Genomic DNA, 21,842 nt, shown 5'->3' with positions numbered 1-21,842 from the left:
TCAGCCGAGCTTCAGCGTAGCGTCATCGACAAAGGACGCGACGGGGATTTCAAGGTTGCGCGGCGCAGGGCCGCGACGGATACGGCCGGCCGTGTCGTAATGCGATCCGTGGCAGGGGCAGAACCAACCGCCGAAATCGCCGGCACCATCGCCGATCGGAACGCAACCCAGATGGGTGCAGACGCCGATCATGACCAGCCATTCACCGGCTTCGTCCATGGTCCGGTTCTGGTCGGTCGCAGGCTCTCCGGGCTTGTTCTCGTTCTCGGCGCTCTGGTCGATCAGCTCGCCCAGTTCGACCGCACGGCCTTCCTCGATCTCCTGCGGGGTGCGGCGGCGGATGAACACGGGCTTGCCAAGCCATTTGACCGTAAGCTGCGTGCCCGTCTGCACACCGCTGACATCGACCATGATCGAGGACAGCGCCTGCACATCGGCCGAGGGGTTCATCTGGTTGATCAGGGTCCAGGCAGCCGCGCCGGTCGCGACAGCCCCTGCCCCAGCGGTGGCGTAGTAGAGGAAGTCCCTCCGCGTGCCTTCGTGTTCTTCGACGTGGGTCACGGCTTTTCTCCGGTTGGGCCCGCGGAAACGGACCGGCTATGTTTTATTGGGCCACTTGAATCGCAGCCTCGGCAAGGGCATCTCTACCGATCAATTTCCCGCCAGTCCAGCGGGGCAGAGCCCTGAACTTTCCGCAAATGACCGCAGGTGTTGCGTTTTCGCCTTGAGGCATGTCAAGGGGTCGCGACATTCGGCCGCAGATACCGAAAGCTGCGCGACGTCGGCACGCAGGCTTCGGCGACGATCCGGCTTAGCCACGCAAGAACCGGCGCAGGACCTTTTCCAGTTTCGCTGCACCCAGCGGCGCCATATGCTTGGTATGATCGTGACTGATGGATTCGTCCGACATTCCTGCACCCATATTCGTGATGACCGAGATCGCCGCGCATCTGAGGCCAAGGAAGCGGGAGAGGATGATCTCCGGCACTGTCGACATGCCGACGGCATCCATGCCCAGTACGCGTGCGGCGCGTATTTCTGCCGGGGTTTCAAAGCTCGGGCCTGAAAACCAGCCATAGACGCCTTCGGGCAGATCGACGCCCTCGGCGTTCGCCGCTGCCTTCAGCGCGTCGCGCAATTCCGCATCATGGGCGTCCGTCATCGGCACGAAACGTGCATCCGTCTGCTCGCCGATCAGCGGGTTCGTTCCGGCAAAGGCGATGTGATCGGACAGAAGCATCAGCCCGCCGGGCGACAGCGCCTCGTTCACGGCGCCGGCGGCATTGGTCAGGATCAGCTTGGTGGTGCCAAGCGCGGCCAGGACCTCCAGCGGCAACCGCATCGCATCCGCCCGCCCGGATTCATAGTAGTGCGACCGTCCGCCGAACACCGCCACGCGCTTGCCTTCCAGATCCCCGATAACCAGTCGGGGAACGTGGCCGGATACGCCCGCATGCGGGAACCCCGGCAGGTCCGTATATGGAATAGACACCCCGTCCTCTATCGCGCCCGACAGATGACCGAGGCCAGAGCCAAGGATCAGCCCGTATTCCGGTGCAACGTTCCCTGCGCTGGAACGGATCAGATCGGCAAGCTCAGCGCTCTTTGACATAGGGTTCTCCGCCCGCGCGTGGCGGGATGGCGCGGCCGACAAAGCCGGCCAGAATGATGACGGTAAGGATATAAGGCAGCGCATTCATGAACATCGACGGGATCGTGATCGGGCCGACGTCCAGATTCGGATAGCGGTTCGCAATCGCCTCGAACAGGCCAAACAGGAAGGTTGCGAACAATGCTCCCCAAGGCCTCCATTTCGCGAAAATCAGCGCCGCAAGGGCGATGAACCCGCGTCCGGCGGTCATTTCCTTCACAAATCCCGCAGAAAGCCCGGTCGCCAGATAGGCGCCGGCTAGCCCGCAAAGGACACCGCAGATCGCAATGGCAATGTAGCGCAGGCGCGTGACCGACACGCCAGCCGTATCGACCGAAGCCGGGTTTTCACCGACCGCGCGCAGGCGCAGGCCGAAACGCGTCCTGTACAGCAGCCACCATGTCGCAGGCACGCACAGAAACGCCACGTAAACCAGGATCGTGTGACCCGAGATCAGATCCGCATAGATCGGCCCGATTACCGGCACATCGCGGAGCTGATCGGCGAATGGCAGCTTGATCTCGGAAAAGCGTGCTCCACCGCTGAGACTGGGGGTGCGTCCGCCAAGGCCGAAGATTTTCTGGCCCAGCAAGACCGTGAGACCCGAGGCAAGAAAGTTGATCGCGACGCCAGAGATAAGCTGATTGCCGCGAAATGTGATCGAGGTCACGCCGTGGATCAGAGACAGGGCCATTGATCCCGCAATACCTGCAGCAAGGCCCAGCCAGACAGATCCGGTCAGCGCGGCAACCGTCGCAGCGGCAAAGGCCGCCATCAGCATCTTGCCTTCCAGCCCGATGTCGAACACGCCCGAGCGTTCCGAATACAGCCCGGCAAGACAAGCAAGCAGCAATGGCGTCATCAACCGGACAGAGCTGTCGAGAATCTGGATGATCGTGTTGAAATCCATGTCTCAGCTCCGGTCGGTTGCCAGGCGGAAGGCAACATAAGTCAGAAAAGCGCCGATCACGCCCTCGATCCAGCGGCGTGCGCGGTCATAGGCCAAGCGGAACGGCTGCGACGACAGCAGCACCGCATAGGCCGCGTGGCCCGCCAGCGACAGCAGGAAGGCCCCCAGAATGAACAGCGCGACCACCGGCAGTGGTGCCGCTTTCGTCGCACCCACGGTGGCAATTGCCAGCCAGAAGACGATGGCCTTGGGATTGGTGATCTGAAGCAGATAGCCGCTGAGGAATACGCGCGAAGGCGACATGGCCCGAACCTTCGCGATGCTGACCTGCGGAGGCGTCAGTGCCTTTCGCCACGCCTTGAAGGCCAGCCACAGCAGATAGCAGACGCCTGCGATGCGGACGATTGTCGACAGCCAGGCGACCCGCTCCATCAGCAGGCCAAGACCCTGCGTGGTCGCAAGCGCCAGAGACGCGGAGCCGACAGCAATCCCAAGCGAGCATAGCAGCGCGGCACGGCGGCCCTCGCTGACCGCATGACCGAGGATCAATGCGACGCCCGGGCCGGGTGACGCGACGGCCACAACGAGAATCGCATATGCTGCGACGAAGCCGGGAAGATAGGGGATCAACTGGTCGATCATGCCCGTTTCCCCAGCCTGCGCGCGGTAAAGAAGCGTTCCAGCGGCATGCGGACCATGTTGTCCAAAGCGCCCGTGAACAGGATCACCAGCGCCTGAATGACGATGATCAATTCGCGCGGGATGGATGTCCACAGCGCTAGCTCGCCGCCTCCCTGATAGAGAAAGCCGAACAGCAGGGCTGCCAGAAGCACCCCGAACGGATGGTTGCGGCCCATAAGTGCCACGGCGATGCCGATGAAGCCCGCGCCTTCGACATTGTTCAGAACCAGACGCTCTGCCTCTCCCATCACGTTATTGGTGGCCATCATGCCGGCCAGTCCGCCAGAAATGAGCATCGCGATCACGGTGATCCGCGTCGGCGAGATGCCGGCATAGCGTGCGGCGGTTTCGGACTTGCCGAAGGCGCGAATTTCGTAACCGAGACGTGTCCGCCAGATCAGCAGCCAGACCCCGACACAGGCAAGAAGTGCCACGAAGAAGGTGACATTCGCGGGCGTGTGGTTGCCCCATTCGATGCCCACGCCGGCAAACATGTCGGTAATCTTGGGCAGATGCGTCGCGGCCGGGAAATTGGCCGAAGCCGGGTCCATGCTGCCGACCGGACGCAGCCAGTTCACCAGCGCCCAGTTCAGAAGCGCGGCGGCGATGAAGTTGAACATGATCGTGGTAATCACGATATGGCTGCCGCGTTTGGCCTGAAGGATCGCGGGGATATAGGCCCATGCCGCACCGAACAGCGCCCCGCCCGCAATCGCACCCAGAAGCGCCAGCGACCAGTGCGGCCACGGTATGAACAGGCAGACAAGCGCCACGCCAAGCCCGCCAAGCCCCGCCTGCCCTTCGCCCCCGATATTGAACAGCGAGGCGTGATAGGCGACTGCGACCGCAAGCCCGGTAAAGATGAAGTTTGTGGTGTAGTAAAGCGTGAACCCCCAGCCATAGCTGGACCCGAGCGCCCCCGTCACCATCGTCTTAAGCGCCTCCCACGGGCTTTCGCCGATGGCGAGGATCACCAGTGCAGAAATCGCGAAGGCGAGGAAAAGAGAGATCAGCGGCGTCAGGATCACATCCGCCCATTTCGGCATCTTGTCCATCAGAGACGGCCCTCCGGCGCTGCAGTCGGCTCATCCGGGTGATCGGCAGGATGGCCGTGTTCGGGCGGGACGCCTGCCTCTTTCGGCGCATTCTCGGTATCCGTCACGCCCGCCATCAAAAGTCCAAGCTCGCCCGCGCTGGTGGCTTCCGGATCGCGTTCGCCCATGATCATGCCGTCGAACATGACCAGAACCCGGTCTGAAAGCGACATGATCTCGTCAAGCTCGACGCTGACCAGCAGCACCGCCTTGCCCGCATCTCGCAATTCGACGATGCGCTTATGGATGAATTCGATCGCGCCTATATCGACGCCGCGTGTCGGCTGCCCGATCAGCAGCAGGTCCGGGTTCCGTTCGACCTCGCGCGCGACGACGATCTTCTGCTGATTGCCGCCGGAAAAGTTGCGCGCCGCAAGTTCAGGGTTCGGAGGCCGCACGTCGAAGCGTTCGATCTTGCCTTCCGCATCGGCACGGATCGCCTTGCGGTCCAGCCAGATCCCGTTCGAATATTCCGGCGTGTTGTGATAACCGAACGCCACATTTTCCCAGGCCGCGAAGTCCATGATAAGGCCCTCGTCCTGCCGGTCCTCGGGCACGTGGCCGATGCCGCGCGCGCGGCGCGTTGCCGCATCGGAATGGCGGCCGCTGAGGTCCAGCGGCTGGCCATTCAGCCGGATCTCGCCCGTGACCTGTGCGCCGTTCTCGGGGAATCCGCCGAGAAGTTCCAGAAGTTGCGTCTGCCCGTTGCCGCTGACGCCCGCGATGCCCACGATCTCTCCGGCGCGAATGTCGAAGCTGACCCCCCGGATACGCTCGACCTTCTCGTCGTCGATCATCCGCAGGTCGCGCACCTCCAGCACCGGATCGCCGGGCTGTGCGGGGGATTTGTCGACCTCCAGCAGAACCTTGCGGCCGACCATCAGCTCGGCCAGTTCCTCGGGCGAAGTCTCTGCGGTGCTGACAGATGCGACCATTTCGCCGCGGCGCATGACGCTGACCGTGTCGGTGATCTCCATGATCTCGCGCAGCTTGTGGGTAATCAGGATGATGGTCTTCCCCTCATCGCGCAGGCCATTCAGGATGCGGAACAAATGGTCCGCCTCGGCAGGCGTCAGCACGCCTGTTGGTTCATCGAGGATCAGGATATCGGCCTGCCGGTACAGCGCCTTCAGGATCTCGACCCTCTGCTGGTGGCCGACGGACAGTTCGTCGATCGTTTCATCCGGATCGACCTGCAATTCATATTCCTCGGCCAGTTCGCGCAGGCGGGTCCGCGCCCGCGCAAGCGAGGGGCGCAGCATCGGTCCGTCTTCGGCTCCGAGGATGATGTTTTCCAGCACCGTGAAGTTCCGCACCAGCTTGAAATGCTGAAAGACCATGCCGATTCCGGCACGGATCGCGGTCATGGAATCGGTGATCTGGATGGGCTTGCCGTTAATGCGTATCTCGCCCGAATCGGGTTTGTAGAACCCATAAAGAATCGACATGAGCGTCGATTTTCCGGCCCCGTTCTCGCCGATGATCCCGTGGATCGAACCGCGTGCGACGGTCAGGTTGATGTCCTTGTTGGCCTGAACCGGACCGAACGACTTCGATATCCCGACAAGTTCGATCGCGGGGGCGACGGATTGGGGGGCCGAACCCGGCCCCCCCGATTTCATATCGTCAGCCTGCATCAATCAATCGACCGGGCAGGTATTGTCGGTCATGTAGTCATGAACCTCGATCTCGCCCGAAGCGATCTTGGCCTTGGCGTCATCGACCGCAGTGGTCATTTCGGGCGTGATCAGCGGGGCGTTATTGTCGTCCATCGCGACGGCAACCCCGTCAGAGGCGACATCCCATGTCTTTACACCCGGCTCGACGCCCTCGCCCGCCGTGAAGGCATCATAGACGGCGTTGTCGACGCGCTTGACGACCGAGGTGAGGATCTGGCCCGGATGCAGGTGGTTCTGGTTCGAATCGACGCCGATCCCCAGGACGCCTTCGTCCGCGGCGGCCTGCAGAACACCGATCCCGGTGCCGCCGGCTGCCGCATAGATCACGTCTGCGCCTTGCGATTTCTGTGCCTTCGCAAGCTCGCCGCCCTTCACCGGGTCGTTCCAGGCTGCGGGGGTCGTGCCGGTATAGTTGATCAGCACTTTTCCGTCCGGCTTGGTTGCCAGGAAGCCCTGACGATAGCCGCATTCGAACTTGTGGATCAGCGGAATGTCCATGCCGCCGATGAAGCCGACCGTGCCGGATTTCGACGCCATCGCCGCCAGCACGCCGGCCAGATAAGAACCCTCGCCTTCATTGAAGACGTTCGACTGCACGTTCGGCTGTTCAACGACAGCGTCGATGATGACAAATTTCGTGTCGGGATAGTCGGGCGCGATCTTGTTCAGCACCTCGCCAAAGGCGAAGCCGGTCATCACGATCGGATTGGCGCCGGTTTCGGCCAGCCGGCGAAGCGCCTGTTCGCGCTGTGCCTCCGACTGCATCTCCAGCTCCTTATAGGTGCCGCCGGTTTCTTCCTTCCATCGCTCGGCGCCTTGATAGGCGGCCTCGTTGAAAGACTTGTCGAATTTACCGCCAAGATCGAAGATCAGGGCGGGTTCGGCAAGCGCAGCACCAGCCATCAGGCCAAGTGCGGTCGCCGAGGCGAGAAGGGATTTCATCAGGGTCATGGCAACCTCTTGTTTCGAGCGGGCGATTCTGCCGGCAGATGACCTAGAGTTTAGGGCGGAAGGCGGGCCAGCGGTCAAGGCGATTTCTTGGAAGTGACCAAAGGTCAATTGCGCAGGCGCCCTTGCCATGCAGGCAAAAGCCGCGATTAGCACTTTCTTCACCATATGCGTGCAAGCCTGTCAGGATGACCGCGAATCGTACATTTCAGGAACCGCCACTGCCGTTGTTTCTCGACCCCGAGGGCGACAGCGACGAAGCTCCCGCACAGCCTGTCGCCGCGCGGCCCGGCGAACGGCGCGGTGCCGCGCCGTCCTATCTGGCCGATCACCGCGCCCGGTTGCGAGAAAGGTTCATCGCCGGCGGGGCAGACCCGATGCCCGATTACGAACTGCTTGAACTGATTCTGTTTCGGGCCATCCCCCGGCAGGACGTGAAGCCGCTGGCGCGCCGGCTGATCGACACGTTCGGGGACTTTTCCCGCGTGCTGTCCGCCACGCCTGCCCGCCTGTCATCGGTTCCGGGTGCAGGGCCTGCGGTCGTGACCGAGCTGAAGATCGTCGCGGCAGCCGCGAACCGGCTCGCGCGGTCGCGCGTGATGCACCGGCCCGTGCTGTCCGGCTGGGATGCCCTGCTGGATTACTGCCACACCGCCATGTCCCATGCCGGGACCGAAGAATTTCGCGTGCTGTTCCTCGACCGCAAGAACGTGCTGATCGCCGATGAACCGCAGGGCCGGGGCACCGTGGATCATGTGCCAGTCTATCCCCGCGAGATATTGCGGCGCGCGCTGGAACTCGGGGCATCTGCGATTATTCTGGTCCATAATCATCCCTCGGGCGATCCGACGCCATCGCAGGCCGATATCACGATGACCCAGCGCATCCAGATCGGGGCCGATGTCATGGGCATCACGGTCCATGACCATCTGGTTATCGGCGCGGGCCGCGAGGTCAGCTTCCGGCGCGAAGGACTGCTTTAGTCTGCGGGTTCGGCGGCGCGCAATGGTTCTGCGGGGCTGAGCTGAAGCACCGGCACAGCCTTCTGCGATTGGCCTCTGGCGGGTCCGAACTGCCCTTGCGTCCCGCGACGCTTCGGCGGAATATCGCCATGATTGTGTTGCCCGACGGAGGTCACGTTGCGTCTTTTTATTTCTCTGCCCGCGCTTCTGGTTCTGGCCGCATGCGGCGGTTCAACAACGCAGACCGGCACCGCCAGCCGGCCCGGTCAGGTCGCCGTCGATCCGGCTGCGCTTTACTGCCAGGGCACAGGTGGTCAGGTTCTGCCGCGGATCTCCGGCGGAAGGCGCGCAGATCTGTGCCGGATGCCGGACGGCCGCACCGTCCGAGCTGCCGATCTGCTCAACTCGCATAACGACCTTTAGATCGGCCTTGCGCTAAAGCGCCTCGAATGCGGCACGCTGACGCGCGGTCCAGTTGACGCGAAGATGCAGCCCGTTTTCCGCGAGCTCCTCTTTTTCGACCACCCCGGCCTCGTGCAGCCACGCGCGACGGCGGCCATCGCCGAAATCAAGATGCAGCTCTGCCAGCTCTTTCGGTTCGGCCAGAACGGCTGCCAGCGCAGCGTCTATTGCTGCGGTCAGGTCGTCGATGCCTTCACCGCTCAGTGCGCTGATCGCCTGCACGCCTTCGGTGCGCCGGTCGGTATTGCGCAGCGCCGCGCGCGTCGCATCCGACAGCGCATCAATCTTGTTCCAGACCTCGATCAACGCGACATCCTCGTCCACGCCGAGCGATTCGAGGATTTCTGCGACATCTGCTGCCTGCTCTTCGGTTTCGGGATGCGAGATGTCGCGGACATGCAGGATCAGATCGGCCTCCAGAACCTCTTCCAGCGTGGCGCGGAAGGCGGCGACCAGCTCGTGCGGCAGATCGCTGATGAAACCCACCGTGTCAGACAGGATGATGTCGCGCCCGCCGGGAAGGCGAATTGCGCGCATCGTCGGGTCCAGCGTGGCGAACAGCATGTCCTTTGCCAGCACCTCGGCACCGGTCAACCTGTTGAACAGCGTCGATTTTCCGGCGTTAGTATAGCCGACAAGGGCAACAATCGGATACGGAACCTTGGCGCGCGCGGCGCGATGCAGCGTTCGCGTCTTGACCACGCGGTCAAGCTGCCGGCGCAGGCGTGTCATCTGTTCGTCAATGGCGCGTCTGTCCGCCTCGATCTGGGTTTCGCCGGGGCCGCCGACAAAGCCAAGACCGCCGCGCTGACGTTCCAGGTGCGTCCAGGCCCGGACCAGCCGCGTCCGCTGATAGCTGAGCGCAGCGAGTTCGACCTGCAACACACCCTCGCGCGTGCGGGCGCGATCCGCGAAGATTTCCAGGATCAGGCCGGTCCTGTCCAGAATCTTCACATTCCACGCCTTTTCCAGATTCCGCTGCTGCACAGGCGTCACCGGGCCGTCGATCAGCACCAGCTCAGCCTCGGCCGCTTCAAGTGCCGCGCCGACTTCCTTCAGCTTGCCCGACGAAAAAAGCTGTCCAGGTGACGGTTTGCGCAGCCGCACGACCTGCCCGCCGGTGATATCGACACCCGGCAATGCATGGGCAAGTGCGACGGCTTCCTCAAGCGCGTTCTCGGGGATGCGGCGGTTGCCGCCGCTGCCGTCGATATCAGGATGGATCACATAGGCGCGCGTCGGCGCGCGTTCCGTGACGTACGAATCTGCCAATCACTCTTCGCCTTCATACAGGCTGATCGGGGCACCGGGCATGATGGTCGAGATCGCATGCTTATAGACAAGCTGCGACTGCCCGTCACGGCGCAGCAGGACGCAGAAATTGTCAAACCACGTGATAACGCCCTGCAATTTGACGCCATTTATCAGGAAGATCGTCACAGGCACCTTGGCCTTGCGCACATGATTCAGGAATGCGTCCTGAAGATTTTGTTTGTCGCCAGCCATGATACGTCCCTGTTTTAATTGTTTATCAAATCTATGAGAGGAATCGTGACCTGACAAGCGGGCGGGGGCGGCAAAAAAGTCGCCCTGTGGCCGATCAGCGACGCCAGAAATCCGGCGTGAAAAGCGCAAGAATGGCCAAGGTTTCCAGCCGGCCGACAATCATCGCCCCGGCAAGCACGGTTTTGGGCAGAAGTGCCAGGCCCGACCAGCCCTCCCACGGGTTCGACGCGATGCCCGCGCTCGCCTCGAAACTCGGCGTCAGGTCGATCGTGCCGGCCAGCGGGCCGGTATTGGTCAGCGCCGACACCGACAGCATGACGGCAGTGTCAAATTCGATCTGGTGAATGGACACCAGAAGCACCGTCACCGCGATCGAGACAGCGAACAGCATGAAGAAGATGAAGGCAAGATATGCGCCTTCGACGCGCAGACGACGGGCGACGCTGCCGCCGCCCGCGACCGAAGCCGGATGCACGATGCGGTCAAGCTCTCGCTGGCTCTGCCGGGCAAGCGCATAGACCCGCAGCAGCTTGACGCCACCTGCCGTCGTCGCGACGCCGCCCCCCATCATTGCCAGACCAGCCAGCAGAAGGCCCGGCGATTGCAGCCCGGACCAGCTGCGCGCGCCCTGCCAGTCGATGGAATTCCAGCCTGTCGTTGTCAGGAATGACATGGCGTTGAACAGTCCGCCCCAAGTGGCCACGGCGGCGTTGCGCAACGAAATCGCGGTGCCTGCGGGAATGCTGTTCTGCGAAGTCGTGATCTCTATGGTGGCGAAAAAATGCCGTGCGAAAAGCGCCAGCGCGACCAGAACGGCGACACCAAGGCCCAGCCGGATTTCCGGGTCATCCCACAGGGATTCAGACGCGCGAAGCTCTCCTCCGCCGGGCCAGAAACGCCGTGACAGCGCAAGCATCAGGAAAACGAATACGACGAACTCACCGACCAGTCCCGAATGCACACCCAACTGCCCGGCCTGCCCGCCCGACGCAACCGGAACCGGCGAAATGCCAGAGGTAGACAGCGTTCCCATTGCACGGCACAGCGCGATAAGGCCCGGATCACCCGCCAGAAGCAGGATCACCCACATCGCAAGCGTCAGCCCGGCATACCAGGGCGCGACCTGCGCAGCGATCTTCAATGCGCGCCCTGTCGGGGTGACGTGATTCCCGGCGAGGTTCAGCATCTGCGAGGGCGTGCGCCGCTCACCTCCGGCGCTTTTTGGCAGGGGCGTGAACTTCTCGCTTCGGCCATATGGCGAAGACAGGATTTCGAACCCGCCGACCTTGAGCGGGGCCAGAACGGCCACCGCCGTGACAAGAATGAACAGCCCGCCCAACCAGCCGACAAGCGAGCGCCACAGGTGCAGCGGCGGGGCCAGCATGTCGGCGGCATAAAGTGTCGCGCCCGTCGTAGTCAGACAGCTGACCATTTCCCACCAGGCATTGAAAATGCCGGTATCGGGCAGCGCCATGGCAAGGGGTATCGCCATCGCAAGTGGCAAGATGACAAGCGCACCCAGCATCGTCGCGAGAACCGCGCGCCCATGCGTCTCGTGCAGCCCCTTTCCGCCCATCGATGCGACACCAAGCAAGACCGACAAGACGATCAGCAGCACCGAGCAGAACAGGAATATCCGCGCGATTTCGCCATATCCCGTAACGGTCGCGTGCGCCGCCGGGATCAGCATGGCCATGCCGGATACGGCAATCAGAACGATGAAAAGCGGCAGGCGGGCAAGACCGGCCATCAGAAGAAGTCGATCGCGACTTGCAGCAGACGCTCGACCTCGGGGACGTCCTCGGACAGCGCGAAGATGCAGACGATATCGCCCTCGTCGATGCGGGTATCTGGCATCGGCTTGATGACGCGGTCGCCCTTCAGGACGCTGCCGATCAGGGCGCCTTCAGGCAGGTCGATATCGCGGATCGTGCGTCCCGACATGGACGAGGTCGGCAGAACCTGCGCCTCGATCACTTCGGCCTCGGCATCGCCAATGGAATAGATGTCGCGGACACGGCCATGACGAACATGTCGCAGGATCGTCGAAACGGTGATCGAGCGCGGGTTGATATAGGCGTCGATATCGAGCGGCCCCATGAGCGAGACGAGCGTCGGATCATTCACCAGGCTGACGACCAGCTTTGCACCCGCCTGCTTGGCACGAACCGCGGCGAGGATATTTACCTTGTCGTCATCGGTCAGCGTCATGACCGCGTCGGCATGCCGGATCGAGGCTTCTTCAAGCAGTTCAAGCGACAGGCCATCGCCATGCAGAACGATGGTGCGTTCGAGCGAATCCGCCGCAAGTTCAGCCCGGTCGCGATTACGCTCGATCATCTTCACGCGAACCCGATCGCGGCCGGTTTCCAGCTTGCTTGCCACGGCAAGCCCGACATTGCCGCCGCCGATGATGATAACCCTGTCGGGGCGCGTCGTCTGCTTGCCGAAAATCTCCATCGTGCGCTCAACATCGTCGCGGTCGGTGAAGACATAGATCTGGTCGCCCTCGAACAACTGGTCACCCGCCTCTGGCACGAACAACCGCTCATCCCGCCGCACACCGACGACAATCGCGCGCAGGCTTGAAAACAGCTCGTTCAACTGGCGAAGCGGCGTGTTGAGCGCCGGGCTGTCATCGTCCAGCACCAGCCCAAGCAGCCGGACGCGGCCATCGAGGAAATCCTCTGCCTCGAAGGTCTGCGGCGCGCGAAGCCGTGCCAGCGCGGCCTGTGCAACCTCGCGTTCCGGGCTGATGACGACATCAATGGGCAGGTGATCGGTGCGGTAGAGATCGGAATAGATCGCGTCCAGATAGGCGGGGCTGCGCAAACGCGCGATCTTGCGCGGCACCTTGAACACCGAATGCGCGACCTGACAGGTGACCATGTTCACTTCGTCGGAATGCGTCACCGCGATAATCAGGTCGGCGTCCCGCGCCCCGGCGCGGTCCAGCACGTCGGGATGACTTGCGAATCCGGTCACGCCCTGGACGTCAAGCGCCTCGGTCGCGCGGCGAACCAGCTCGGCATTATTGTCAATGACGGTGACGTCATTGCGCTCGCCCGACAGATGCCGGGCGATCTGCCAGCCGACCTGACCGATGCCGCCAATGATGATCTTCATGCGATCCCTTTCGCCTTTGGGCCAGCATTAGGCGCCTTGGCTTTGGGCGTCAATGAAGCCTCAGCCCACGGGCGGCGGGGCAATGATGTCGGTCAGTACGGCCGGGTCTTTCGGTGTCTGCGTCCACCGCATCGGCGTCGTCGGCGGCCCGTCACGGTAAAGCAGGGACTGCCCGTCATGGAACAGATGCATGGTTTCGGGGTCCGCCGTCAGCCGCACTGTCTTGCGGTTCAGCCCGGTGTGAATGCCCGGCAGCTTTGCGATAAACGGCTCTGCCTCGCCGGTCGTGCCGAAGTAAAGCAGCGTGACCTCGCCCAGAGCTTCGGTCAGATCGACTGTGCCTTCGAACAGCGCCGGGCCGTCTGTCACGCGCAGATCCTCTGGCCGGACACCCAGCTTGACGGCCATCCCCTCATCGCCGGGGCGCGTCGGGATATCGACCTCGCAGGTGCCGCCGCCGTCAAGCTGAACCTGCGTCCGTTCGCCTGTCGCAGTGACCTTGCCGGGCAGCAGGTTCATGGCCGGGCTGCCGATGAACTGGGCCACGAATTCGTTGATCGGGCGTTCGTAAAGCTCCAGCGGCGCGCCCACCTGCGCGATGCCGCCGCCAGCCAGAACGACGATCCGATCGGCCAGCGTCATCGCCTCGGTCTGGTCATGGGTGACATAGATCATCGTGCGGTCGGGCATCGATTCCTTCAATTGCGCAATCTCGATGCGGGTCGCGACACGAAGCGCCGCGTCGAGGTTCGACAGTGGTTCATCGAAAAGATAAACCTTCGGATCGCGCACGATTGCCCGGCCAATGGCCACACGCTGGCGCTGTCCGCCCGACAGGGCCTTGGGCAGACGGTCAAGATAAGGCGTCAGTTGCAGCATCTTGCCCGCTCGGTCTGTCGCGGCCTTGATCTCATCAGCGGACTTGCCGGCGATCTTCAGCGCAAAGGCCATGTTGTCGCGCACTGTCATATGCGGATAGAGCGCGTAGGACTGGAACACCATCGCGATGCCGCGCTGGCTGGGCGGGATGTCGTTCATCCGCACCCCGTCGATATGAAAATCGCCGCCGGTGATCTGTTCCAGCCCCGCGATCATGCGAAGCAGCGTTGACTTGCCGCAGCCCGAAGGGCCGACGAAAACGATGAACTCGCCCGAGTCGATCTCGAGGTTGATGTCTCTCAATACGTTCACATCGCCGTAGGATTTGGCGACATCCTTGAGCTTGAGATTTGCCATTTTCGTCTCCCCCCGGATCAGTTCCGGCTATGCTTCATTCAATTCGAACTGCCACGGACCAAGCCCGTCCACCTCTTCGCCGGACAGGTTGATGCGCAGCGTGACCATGTCATCGTCGTGCCGACGTTCGATCGTCAGCACATCGCCATCGGCAGACAGCGTCTGTTCACCGACCTGCAGCGCCGGGTGGCGGTGGCGCAGGTCGATCGCCCAACGGTAGTGATTCAGGACAGAGCCGATCCGCTTGTCCTGTTCCGAAACCGCAAGCTGCAGATGTTCATGCGCGATCGGCAGCCAAGGCACGCCGGTCGTAAAACCAGCATTGGTATTGGTGTAGGATTCCCAGACCATGGGCGTCCTGCAACCGTCGCGGCCCTTGAATTCGGGCCAGAACTCTATGCCATAAGGATCGCGCAGCGCCTCGAATGGGACTTCGGCTTCGGGCAGGCCAAGCTCCTCGCCCTGATAGATGCAGACAGATCCGCGCAGGCACATCAAAACTGTGACATAAGCGTTAATCGCAGGCTCGTTCAGGCCCCAGCGGGTCGAATGACGCACGACATCGTGGTTGGAAAAGGCCCAGCACGGCCAACCCTCGGGTGCCTTCTCGGTCACCTGCTGAAAGACATCGATAATGCGTCCGGCACTCAGATCGCTGCCCGAGAGGAATTCGAACGCATAGGACATGTGCATCCGCTTGTCGCCTGACGTGTATTCGCCAAGCAGTTCCAGCCCGCGCTGGCTGTCGCCGATCTCGCCCACCGCAGCAGCGCCGTAGGGTTCCATCACGGCGCGCAGCTTTTCAAGAAAGATCAGGTTCTCAGGGCGCGATTTGTCATAGACGTGGCGCTGATGGTTATACGGGTTCACCTTCGGCGCAGTCTGGTCATTGCGCTCTTCCGGGGGCAGACCGGGGTTGTCGCGCAGCTCGGCGTCGTGGGTATAGAAGTTGATCGTGTCCAGCCGGAAGCCGTCCACGCCGCGTTCCAGCCAGAAATGCGCCACATCCAGCAGCGCCTGCTGCACATCAGGGTTGTGGAAGTTCAGATCCGGCTGCGAGGTCAGGAAATTGTGCAGATAATACTGCTCGCGCCGGGCATCCCATTGCCACCCGCTGCCGCCAAAGATCGACAGCCAGTTGTTTGGCGGTGTCCCGTCGGGCTTCGGATCGGCCCATACATACCAGTCGGCGCGCGGGTTGTCGCGGCTGGCGCGGCTTTCGACAAACCACGGGTGCTGATCCGAGGTATGCGAAAGCACCAGGTCGATCATGATCTTCAGGCCCAGTTCATGGGCGCGCGCGATCAGGGCATCGAAATCGGACAGCGTTCCGAAGATCGGGTCGATGTCCAGATAATCGCTGACATCATAGCCGAAATCCTTCATCGGCGAGCGGAAGAAGGGCGAGATCCAGACAGCGTCCGCGCCAAGGCCGGCGATGTAATCCAGCCGCTGCGTTATGCCCGGCAGGTCGCCCGTGCCGTCGCCCGTCGTGTCCTGGAAACTGCGCGGATAGACCTGATAGATCACCGCGCCCTTCCACCAGTTCTTCGCCTTCTCGAGTTGTGTCATCATCCACCTTTGACAGATCCGGCCAGCAAGCCGCGGACCAGATATTTCTGCATTGCGAAGAACACAAGCAGCGGCACAGAGATGGAGATGAAGGCAGAGGTGGCAAGGATCTCCCACTCACCACCTTTTGATCCCATGAGCTCGCGAAGCACGCCGGTCATGACCAGCTGTTCGCGCGTGTTGCCCAGAAAGACGGTGGCGACCAGCAGGTCGTTCCAGACCCAGAGGAACTGGAAAATCGCGAAGCTGGCAAGCGCGGGGAAGGACAGCGGAAGAATGATCTTGCGGAAGATCTGGAATTCTGTCGCACCATCGACACGGGCGCTTTCGATCACCTCGCGCGGCAGCCCGGCCATGTAATTTCGAAGCAGATAGATCGCGAGCGGCAGGCCAAAGCCCGTGTGGGCAAGCCAGATGCCAAGATACCCTTTCCCGATCCCGATCTCGTTATGCAGTCGCAACAGCGGAATCAGCGCGACCTGCAGTGGCACGACCAGAAGCCCGACAACGGCAGCCGTCAGCAAGGCGCGGCCGGGGAACTCCATCCAGGCAAGCGCATAGGCCGCGAAGGCCGCAATCAGGATCGGTATGATCGTTGCGGGGATCGTGACGGTCATCGTGTTCATGAAGGCGCGGCCGATCCCTTCGGCGCTGAGAACGCGGGAATAGTTGGACAGCGTGAAATGGGGCGGGCTCGCGGTGGTCACGAAAATCCGCTCACCCCGTCGCATCTCGAAGGGGGCGGTCGATTCCAGACGGTAAGATCCGTCCTCGTTTACGGTCAGTTGCGCCCCATCCAGTTCCGCAGTTTCGCCGGCCTTGTAGGCTGCCGGTTCGCGTGAACGCGTCCCCCAGCCGACCAGCGACTGACCCTCGCCAAGAACGTTTCCTTCCAGCACATAAAGGTCGCCGTCCTGCGTCTGGTCATCGGCGGTGCCGGTGCGCACGAAGCCCGTCTGCTCGGACGAGGTCATGGATTTCCACCACCCCGTCGCGGAAATCTGATCGCGGTCGCGAAACGACGACACGAACAGCCCCGCCGTCGGAATGGTCCACATGACGACAAGAACCAGCGCCGCAATATTGACCAGCCAGGTGAGGCTGGATTTCTGTCCGGCCATGCCTTCCATCAGCGCATCTCCTTGCGAACGTTGCGAATGTTCCAGATCATGATCGGCAGAACGAGAATCATCAGGACAATCGCGATGGCCGAGCCGCGCCCGTAATCCGGGGTTCCGCGGAACATCCAGTCATACATCAGGTTCGCCAGCACCTGTGTGCCCCATTGGCCGTTGGTCATGACGAAGACGATGTCGAAGACCTTCAGAACGACAATCGTGATGGTCGTCCAGACCACGGCGATCGTGCCCATGATCTGCGGCACCTTGATCTTGAAGAAAATCTGCCACGGCGAGGCGCCGTCCAGCACAGCGGCCTCGATGGTTTCTTCCGGAATGCCGCGCAGGGCAGCGGACAGGATGACCATGGCAAAGCCGGTCTGAATCCAGACGAGCACGATCATCAGATAGAAGTTGTTCCACGGCTGAATTGTCAGCCAGGTCTGCGGCGTGCCGCCAAAGGCCTGCACGATGGCATTCAAAAGGCCGATCTGCTCGGTTCCCGGCTCTCTGTATTCATAGATGAATTTCCAGATCACACCGGCGCCGACGAATGAAATCGCCATCGGCATGAAGATCAGCGATTTGCCGATATTGCCCCAGCGGATGCGGTCGGTCAGTTGTGCAGCGATCAGCCCGAAAAGCGTCGAGAGCGCCGGCACAACCAGCAACCAGAAGAAGTTGTTGATCATGGATTCGCGGAACTTCGCGTCACCGGCCAGCCAATTATAGTTGCTGGCACCGACAAAGGTGCTGCTGGACGCGTTGCGCATCGACAGCCACAGCGAATTCAGGACCGGATAGACCAGATAAATCCCGAGAAACAGGATCGCCGGACCAAGGAAAAGCCAGGGCCGGATCATCCCCGCGCGACGGATATTGTTGCCTGCATTTGGCCCGCGCGGCGGGAAAACAGTGTCGAGAATGTAGTTCGATCCCCAGAACCACGCGACACAGCCAAGCACCCCGACGGCAATCGTCACGACTGCCAGAAGAAACAGATCCATCGCTGACCCCCCCTTTCAAGAAGGCCGGCCCCGGAAAGGGCCGGCCGGTCGTTTCTTACTTGATCGTGTCCCAGGTCGCCTGGATCTGATCGGCGACTTCCTGCGCCGACTTGCCGCCGACGAAGTCGACCATGCCAGTCCAGAACGCGCCCGCACCGATTGCGCCCGGCATCAGGTCAGAGCCATCGAAGCGGAAGGTGGTCGCGTTCAGAAGGACATCGCCCATGCGCTTGACGGTCTCGTCGGTATAGGCTTCCGGGTTGACGCCCGTATGCGGGGTCAGGAAGCCCTGCTGCGCCATCCAGATTTCATGCGCGAGCGGTGTCTGCAGGAACTCGATGAAAGCGGGCCCTGCAGGATTGTCCGTCAGGACCGAGAACAGCGTGCCGCCACCGACGACAGGCTGGCCAAGCGATCCATCGGCAGGCGCCGGCATGTAGAAGAAGTCTGCATCCTCGCCCACAATCGTGCCTTCCGGGAAGAATGTGGTGATGAAGCTTGCCGCGTGATGCAGATAGCAAGCAGGCGGGCTTTCAAACAGGCCCTTCGGGCTGTCGCGGAAGTCAGTCGCCGCGACCGAGCCGACGCCACCTGCGACGAAATCCTCGTTCTTTGCGAACCAGCCGAAATCGTCGATTGCCTTGACGACCTTCGGATCGTTGAATTTCAGCTCGTTGGTCGTCCAGGCGTCATAATCCTCGGGCGAGTTGGTGCGCAGCATCATGTCCTCGACCCAGTCGGTCGCGGGCCATCCGGTTGCGCCCCCCGAACCGAGCCCGATGCACCACGGCTTCTCGCCATCGGCTGCGATCTGTTCGGTCAGCGCACGCAGATCTTCCAGAGTCTCGGGAACCTCGTATCCCGCATCCTCGAAATTCTCGGGGACATACCAGACCAGCGACTTCACATCAGCCTTGTAGGGGAAGGCATAAACATGTTCCGCGCCGTCCGGACCCGCATAGGTGACCAGCTTCTTCCAGCTGTCACCGGCCGCATAATTATCGGTGATCCACTGGCCAACTTCGTCGGGCAGCGGCTTAAGCTGGCCCTTCGCGGCCAGACCCGCCGCCAGACCGGGCTGCGGGAAAACTGCGACATCAGGGGGCGAGCCCGCTTCGCTGTCGATGACGATCTGCTGTTCGAAGCTGTCAGAGCCGCTGTATTGCACGTCGACGCCGGTTGCGTCCTCGAAATAGGGGATGACCGATTCGAACAGGTCCTTGTCGCCGCCCAGCCACGGCCCCAGAACCGTCAGCGTCTGACCGGACAGATCGCCATGGGCGGCTTTGAATTCCTCAAGGCTCGCCCAGTTGAAGGTGTCATCCTCGCCAATCGGGAATTTCATCTGTGCCTGCGCCGCGCCAGATGTCAGCGCTATCATTGCCACCGAAACCAATAGGTTGCGTTTCACGTCTTTTCCTCCGTCTGTTGTTGCCCGCTCGCGCGATTTCTCTCAGCTACAGCCTTAAATCCGGGAATTGTCAAATATCCGGGAGGTGCGCAATCCTTGCTGCAACTGCATTATACAAGGCCGCGCGGAAATGAGGTTTTGCTTTCCCCTGCTGCACGGGCGCGACACAGGAGACGGTCAGAGAATGCTGCATATGCAGCATGTTTCCGCGACCGAGAGATCGGCGAGGGCAGACATAAAGATTTGATAAGAATAAATTTTTCGATGTCAGCAGCAGGATTTTTCATTCCCGACACAGTCTTTCGAAAATTGTGGGTTTGACGCATCAGAATGTGAGTTCTCGCTGGTCCGAACGGACCCCTGTCGAAAAGGACAGGTCGAACAGACGCCCGAAGGTGATTCGAGCGGTCGGCACCGGCAAAGCAGCTGACATGACAGAGTGTGAGTGAGGGATGACGCAGAGGTGGTGCCGCTGAAGGGACTCGAACCCCCGACCCCATCATTACGAATGACGTGCTCTACCAGCTGAGCTACAGCGGCCCCGTCTGCGTGCCGCGCCGGATAGCAGGTTCCGGCGCGGGGGAAAAGCCCCTTTTCGGGGCTTCAGCCGTCGCTTAGCGCGGCTTTCCCGAAGGTGTGTCGATCGGTTCCACATCGGGGCGCACGGGCATGTCGGGGTCAATCACCCGCGCGCTGCTTCCGGGCCGGGTGCGTGACTGCGGCATCGGCGTATCCTCAGGCGGCTCGACGTCGGGGCGAACGGGACTGTCATCGGCGGGCGCGTTCGAACGTGTCTTCCACGCCGATGCCGAAGCTGTCGCCGTCGGCTGCTGATCGACGCTCTCGCGCGTCGGCTGCGGTTCAGGCTTGGCCGGCGGCTCTGCCGGATGGGTCGGCACCTCGGGGTCGGTAATCGTGCGCACGGGTTCGGCCGCGTCCTGATCCTTGTAATCGGATTCGCGCGGCACCATTCCGGGTGCCACATCCGCGTCAACCGAGCTTGCGGCAGCGACCGCGGCCGCCGTTGCGGCGGCAGAACTCGTCTCGCCAGGACGGGCGGGCGCGCTGCCATCGGCAACGGCGTCATCCTTGCGGCTGCCGATCAGCAGCGGCAGAAGCTCTGCACCGGCCGGGGTATTTACCGGACGCTTATGCGCGGGCTCGCGCCAGCTCAGCGTGTCAAAGCCAGCGCAGCTTGCGCAGACCGGCGCCCAGTCCTCCATGACGTTCTCGCATTTGTCGCAGACCCATTGCGGGCCGCGCGATGCGCCCATTGCCTTGACCAGCCATGCGCGCACGGCGGCATCGCTTCCACCCTCGCCGCGTTCAATCGCCGCCATGATTGCAAGGGTGCGCGTCGTGGGATGCGTTTCGGCAAGATCACCAAGCGCACGGCGCGCCGCCGGGAAGTCTTCATTCGCGAGCAGAAGCTCGGCCCTGAGAAGCCGGGTTTCCTCGTCATCGGGATTTTTCTTCATCAGCGCCTCGAAGCGGCGCAGGCGCTGCTTGGGCGTTTCGTCCGGCGCAACGGCGGCATAGGCCTCGGCCAGATCGGGATGGGGACGAACCGACCATGCCTTTTCCAGCAGGCGCTCGGCATTCCGTCCATCCTTTTGGTCGATATAGGTCCGTGCGGCCAGGACCACCGCCGGGACCAGATCCGGCGACGCCTTGGCCGCCGAAATGGCCGCCTCGCGCGCCGAGATAGAGCTTCCTTGTGCCAGCACGTCGCGCGCTTCCTGAAGCGCCATGACCGCATCGCGGCGGATATGAACATCCTGCGGAAGCTCTCCCTGCTTGCGCTTGTCCTTCAGGATACCGCGCGCGCCCTTCCAGTCGCCTTCCCTGGTCGAAAGCTCCAGCAGCGTGTTCTGGATTTCGGCATGGCGGGGCTTCAGCGTATAGGCCTTCTGCGCCAGTTGCAGCGCGGTCTGGGTATCGCCCTGCGACAGCTTCTGCTTCATGAGGCCACGCACGCCGACAAAGCGGGTCCGGTCATCCTCCAGCATTTCGCGATAGACCGATTCCGCCTTGACCTCGTCGCCCGCAACCTCTGCCGCCTGCGCGGCCAGAAGCCGGGTGGCGCGGTTGTCATCAAGGTATTTCGCAGCACGGTTGGCCATGTCCTGCGCCTGCTTGCCCTCGCCCGAGGCGACGGCCAGAAGCCCTTGCGACAACGCCTCGATCCCCTTTTCGCGGCGCGAACGCGCGAAATAGCGATTGATGGCGGTTTCATCGCCCATGATGAAGCGAAGGAAGGCCCAGATCATGCCGAGGATCTTGAACAGCAGCCAGGCCACGACCATCAGCAACACCAGCGCCGCCACGGCGGCAATCGGTCCAAGCGTGTATTCGGTGCCGTTGAACACCAGCCTCACGCCTTCGCTGGTGGCGGAAAGCGTGTTCAGCCCGACGGCGACGGCCAGGATGATGGCGAAAAACAGAAGGATCTTAAGCAAGGAGGCGAGCATGGTCTTTT

Annotated in this window: 19 protein-coding genes and 1 tRNA gene; 2 read left to right on the top strand and 18 right to left on the bottom strand. The window is 62.1% G+C overall.

Annotated features, from left to right (window positions below; genetic code table 11):
* The 7 genes from petA to FQV27_RS07010 form a co-directional block, all read right to left on the bottom strand.
* Positions 1 to 561 carry a ubiquinol-cytochrome c reductase iron-sulfur subunit gene (gene petA / locus FQV27_RS07040; RefSeq protein WP_147097153.1) on the bottom strand — a complete coding sequence of 187 codons (561 nt, stop codon included), beginning with the start codon at positions 559 to 561 and terminating at the stop codon, positions 1 to 3.
* Between the two features lie 250 nt (positions 562 to 811).
* Positions 812 to 1,612: a purine-nucleoside phosphorylase gene (locus FQV27_RS07035; protein ID WP_147097152.1), complete on the bottom strand. Its 801-nt coding sequence runs from the start codon at positions 1,610 to 1,612 to the stop codon at positions 812 to 814.
* On the bottom strand, positions 1,596 to 2,561 hold the full coding sequence (locus tag FQV27_RS07030; RefSeq protein ID WP_147097151.1) for an ABC transporter permease: 966 nt from the start codon (positions 2,559 to 2,561) through the stop codon (positions 1,596 to 1,598). The genes FQV27_RS07035 and FQV27_RS07030 overlap by 17 nt, the downstream gene beginning before the upstream one ends.
* A gap of 3 nt (positions 2,562 to 2,564) precedes the next feature.
* Entirely contained in the window at positions 2,565 to 3,203 is a 639-nt protein-coding gene (locus tag FQV27_RS07025; RefSeq protein ID WP_147097150.1) for a LysE family translocator, read from the bottom strand.
* A complete protein-coding gene (locus FQV27_RS07020; protein WP_147097149.1) occupies positions 3,200 to 4,297 on the bottom strand; it encodes an ABC transporter permease in 1,098 nt (365 codons plus the stop codon). The genes FQV27_RS07025 and FQV27_RS07020 overlap by 4 nt, the downstream gene beginning before the upstream one ends.
* Positions 4,297 to 5,973, bottom strand: a complete 1,677-nt coding sequence (locus tag FQV27_RS07015; protein ID WP_246133024.1) for an ABC transporter ATP-binding protein — start codon at positions 5,971 to 5,973, stop codon at positions 4,297 to 4,299. Before FQV27_RS07015 ends, FQV27_RS07020 begins: the two co-directional genes overlap by 1 nt.
* A gap of 3 nt (positions 5,974 to 5,976) precedes the next feature.
* Positions 5,977 to 6,966 (bottom strand): BMP family lipoprotein, encoded by a 990-nt coding sequence (locus FQV27_RS07010; protein ID WP_147097148.1) that lies wholly within the window; start codon positions 6,964 to 6,966, stop codon positions 5,977 to 5,979.
* A gap of 185 nt (positions 6,967 to 7,151) precedes the next feature.
* On the opposite strand from FQV27_RS07010, the gene radC reads away from it, so the two are divergent.
* Both radC and FQV27_RS07000 read left to right on the top strand, forming a co-directional pair.
* The gene (radC, locus tag FQV27_RS07005) at positions 7,152 to 7,946 is read left to right on the top strand and encodes a RadC family protein (protein ID WP_147097147.1); all 795 of its coding nucleotides are present in this window, start codon (positions 7,152 to 7,154) and stop codon (positions 7,944 to 7,946) included.
* A 156-nt stretch (positions 7,947 to 8,102) separates the two neighbouring features.
* Entirely contained in the window at positions 8,103 to 8,348 is a 246-nt protein-coding gene (locus FQV27_RS07000) for a DUF333 domain-containing protein (RefSeq protein ID WP_186827242.1), read from the top strand.
* 12 nt (positions 8,349 to 8,360) lie between these two features.
* Here FQV27_RS07000 and hflX read toward each other — a convergent pair whose 3' ends face one another.
* The 11 genes from hflX to FQV27_RS06945 all read right to left on the bottom strand — a co-directional run bounded on the left by hflX (position 8,361) and on the right by FQV27_RS06945 (position 21,834).
* Positions 8,361 to 9,659, bottom strand: a complete 1,299-nt coding sequence (hflX, locus tag FQV27_RS06995; RefSeq protein WP_147097145.1) for a GTPase HflX — start codon at positions 9,657 to 9,659, stop codon at positions 8,361 to 8,363.
* Positions 9,660 to 9,893: an RNA chaperone Hfq gene (gene hfq, locus FQV27_RS06990; RefSeq protein WP_147097144.1), complete on the bottom strand. Its 234-nt coding sequence runs from the start codon at positions 9,891 to 9,893 to the stop codon at positions 9,660 to 9,662. It abuts the gene before it with no gap.
* Positions 9,894 to 9,987: 94 nt separating this feature from the next.
* The gene (locus FQV27_RS06985) at positions 9,988 to 11,643 is read right to left on the bottom strand and encodes a potassium transporter TrkG (protein WP_147097143.1); all 1,656 of its coding nucleotides are present in this window, start codon (positions 11,641 to 11,643) and stop codon (positions 9,988 to 9,990) included.
* Positions 11,643 to 13,019, bottom strand: coding sequence for a Trk system potassium transporter TrkA (gene trkA / locus FQV27_RS06980; protein ID WP_147097142.1), 1,377 nt, complete (start codon positions 13,017 to 13,019; stop codon positions 11,643 to 11,645). The genes FQV27_RS06985 and trkA overlap by 1 nt, the downstream gene beginning before the upstream one ends.
* A 60-nt stretch (positions 13,020 to 13,079) precedes the next feature.
* Positions 13,080 to 14,255 carry an ABC transporter ATP-binding protein gene (locus tag FQV27_RS06975; RefSeq protein ID WP_147097141.1) on the bottom strand — a complete coding sequence of 392 codons (1,176 nt, stop codon included), beginning with the start codon at positions 14,253 to 14,255 and terminating at the stop codon, positions 13,080 to 13,082.
* Between the two features lie 27 nt (positions 14,256 to 14,282).
* The gene (locus tag FQV27_RS06970; protein WP_147097140.1) at positions 14,283 to 15,827 is read right to left on the bottom strand and encodes an alpha-amylase family glycosyl hydrolase; all 1,545 of its coding nucleotides are present in this window, start codon (positions 15,825 to 15,827) and stop codon (positions 14,283 to 14,285) included.
* Complete coding sequence (locus FQV27_RS06965) at positions 15,827 to 16,957, bottom strand: ABC transporter permease subunit (RefSeq protein WP_147097139.1); 1,131 nt, start codon at positions 16,955 to 16,957, stop codon at positions 15,827 to 15,829. Before FQV27_RS06965 ends, FQV27_RS06970 begins: the two co-directional genes overlap by 1 nt.
* Positions 16,957 to 17,952 carry a carbohydrate ABC transporter permease gene (locus FQV27_RS06960; protein ID WP_147097138.1) on the bottom strand — a complete coding sequence of 332 codons (996 nt, stop codon included), beginning with the start codon at positions 17,950 to 17,952 and terminating at the stop codon, positions 16,957 to 16,959. The genes FQV27_RS06965 and FQV27_RS06960 overlap by 1 nt, the downstream gene beginning before the upstream one ends.
* A 55-nt stretch (positions 17,953 to 18,007) precedes the next feature.
* On the bottom strand, positions 18,008 to 19,363 hold the full coding sequence (locus tag FQV27_RS06955; protein ID WP_147097137.1) for an ABC transporter substrate-binding protein: 1,356 nt from the start codon (positions 19,361 to 19,363) through the stop codon (positions 18,008 to 18,010).
* A 464-nt stretch (positions 19,364 to 19,827) separates the two neighbouring features.
* Positions 19,828 to 19,903 (bottom strand) — tRNA-Thr (locus FQV27_RS06950).
* 74 nt (positions 19,904 to 19,977) lie between these two features.
* Positions 19,978 to 21,834 carry a heme biosynthesis protein HemY gene (locus FQV27_RS06945; protein WP_147097136.1) on the bottom strand — a complete coding sequence of 619 codons (1,857 nt, stop codon included), beginning with the start codon at positions 21,832 to 21,834 and terminating at the stop codon, positions 19,978 to 19,980.
* Between the last annotated feature and the right edge of the window lie 8 nt (positions 21,835 to 21,842).

It is taken from the genome of Paracoccus aurantiacus (assembly GCF_007993065.1).
Taxonomy (GTDB): domain Bacteria; phylum Pseudomonadota; class Alphaproteobacteria; order Rhodobacterales; family Rhodobacteraceae; genus Paracoccus; species Paracoccus aurantiacus.
This window is presented reverse-complemented; position numbering and strand designations above follow the sequence as displayed.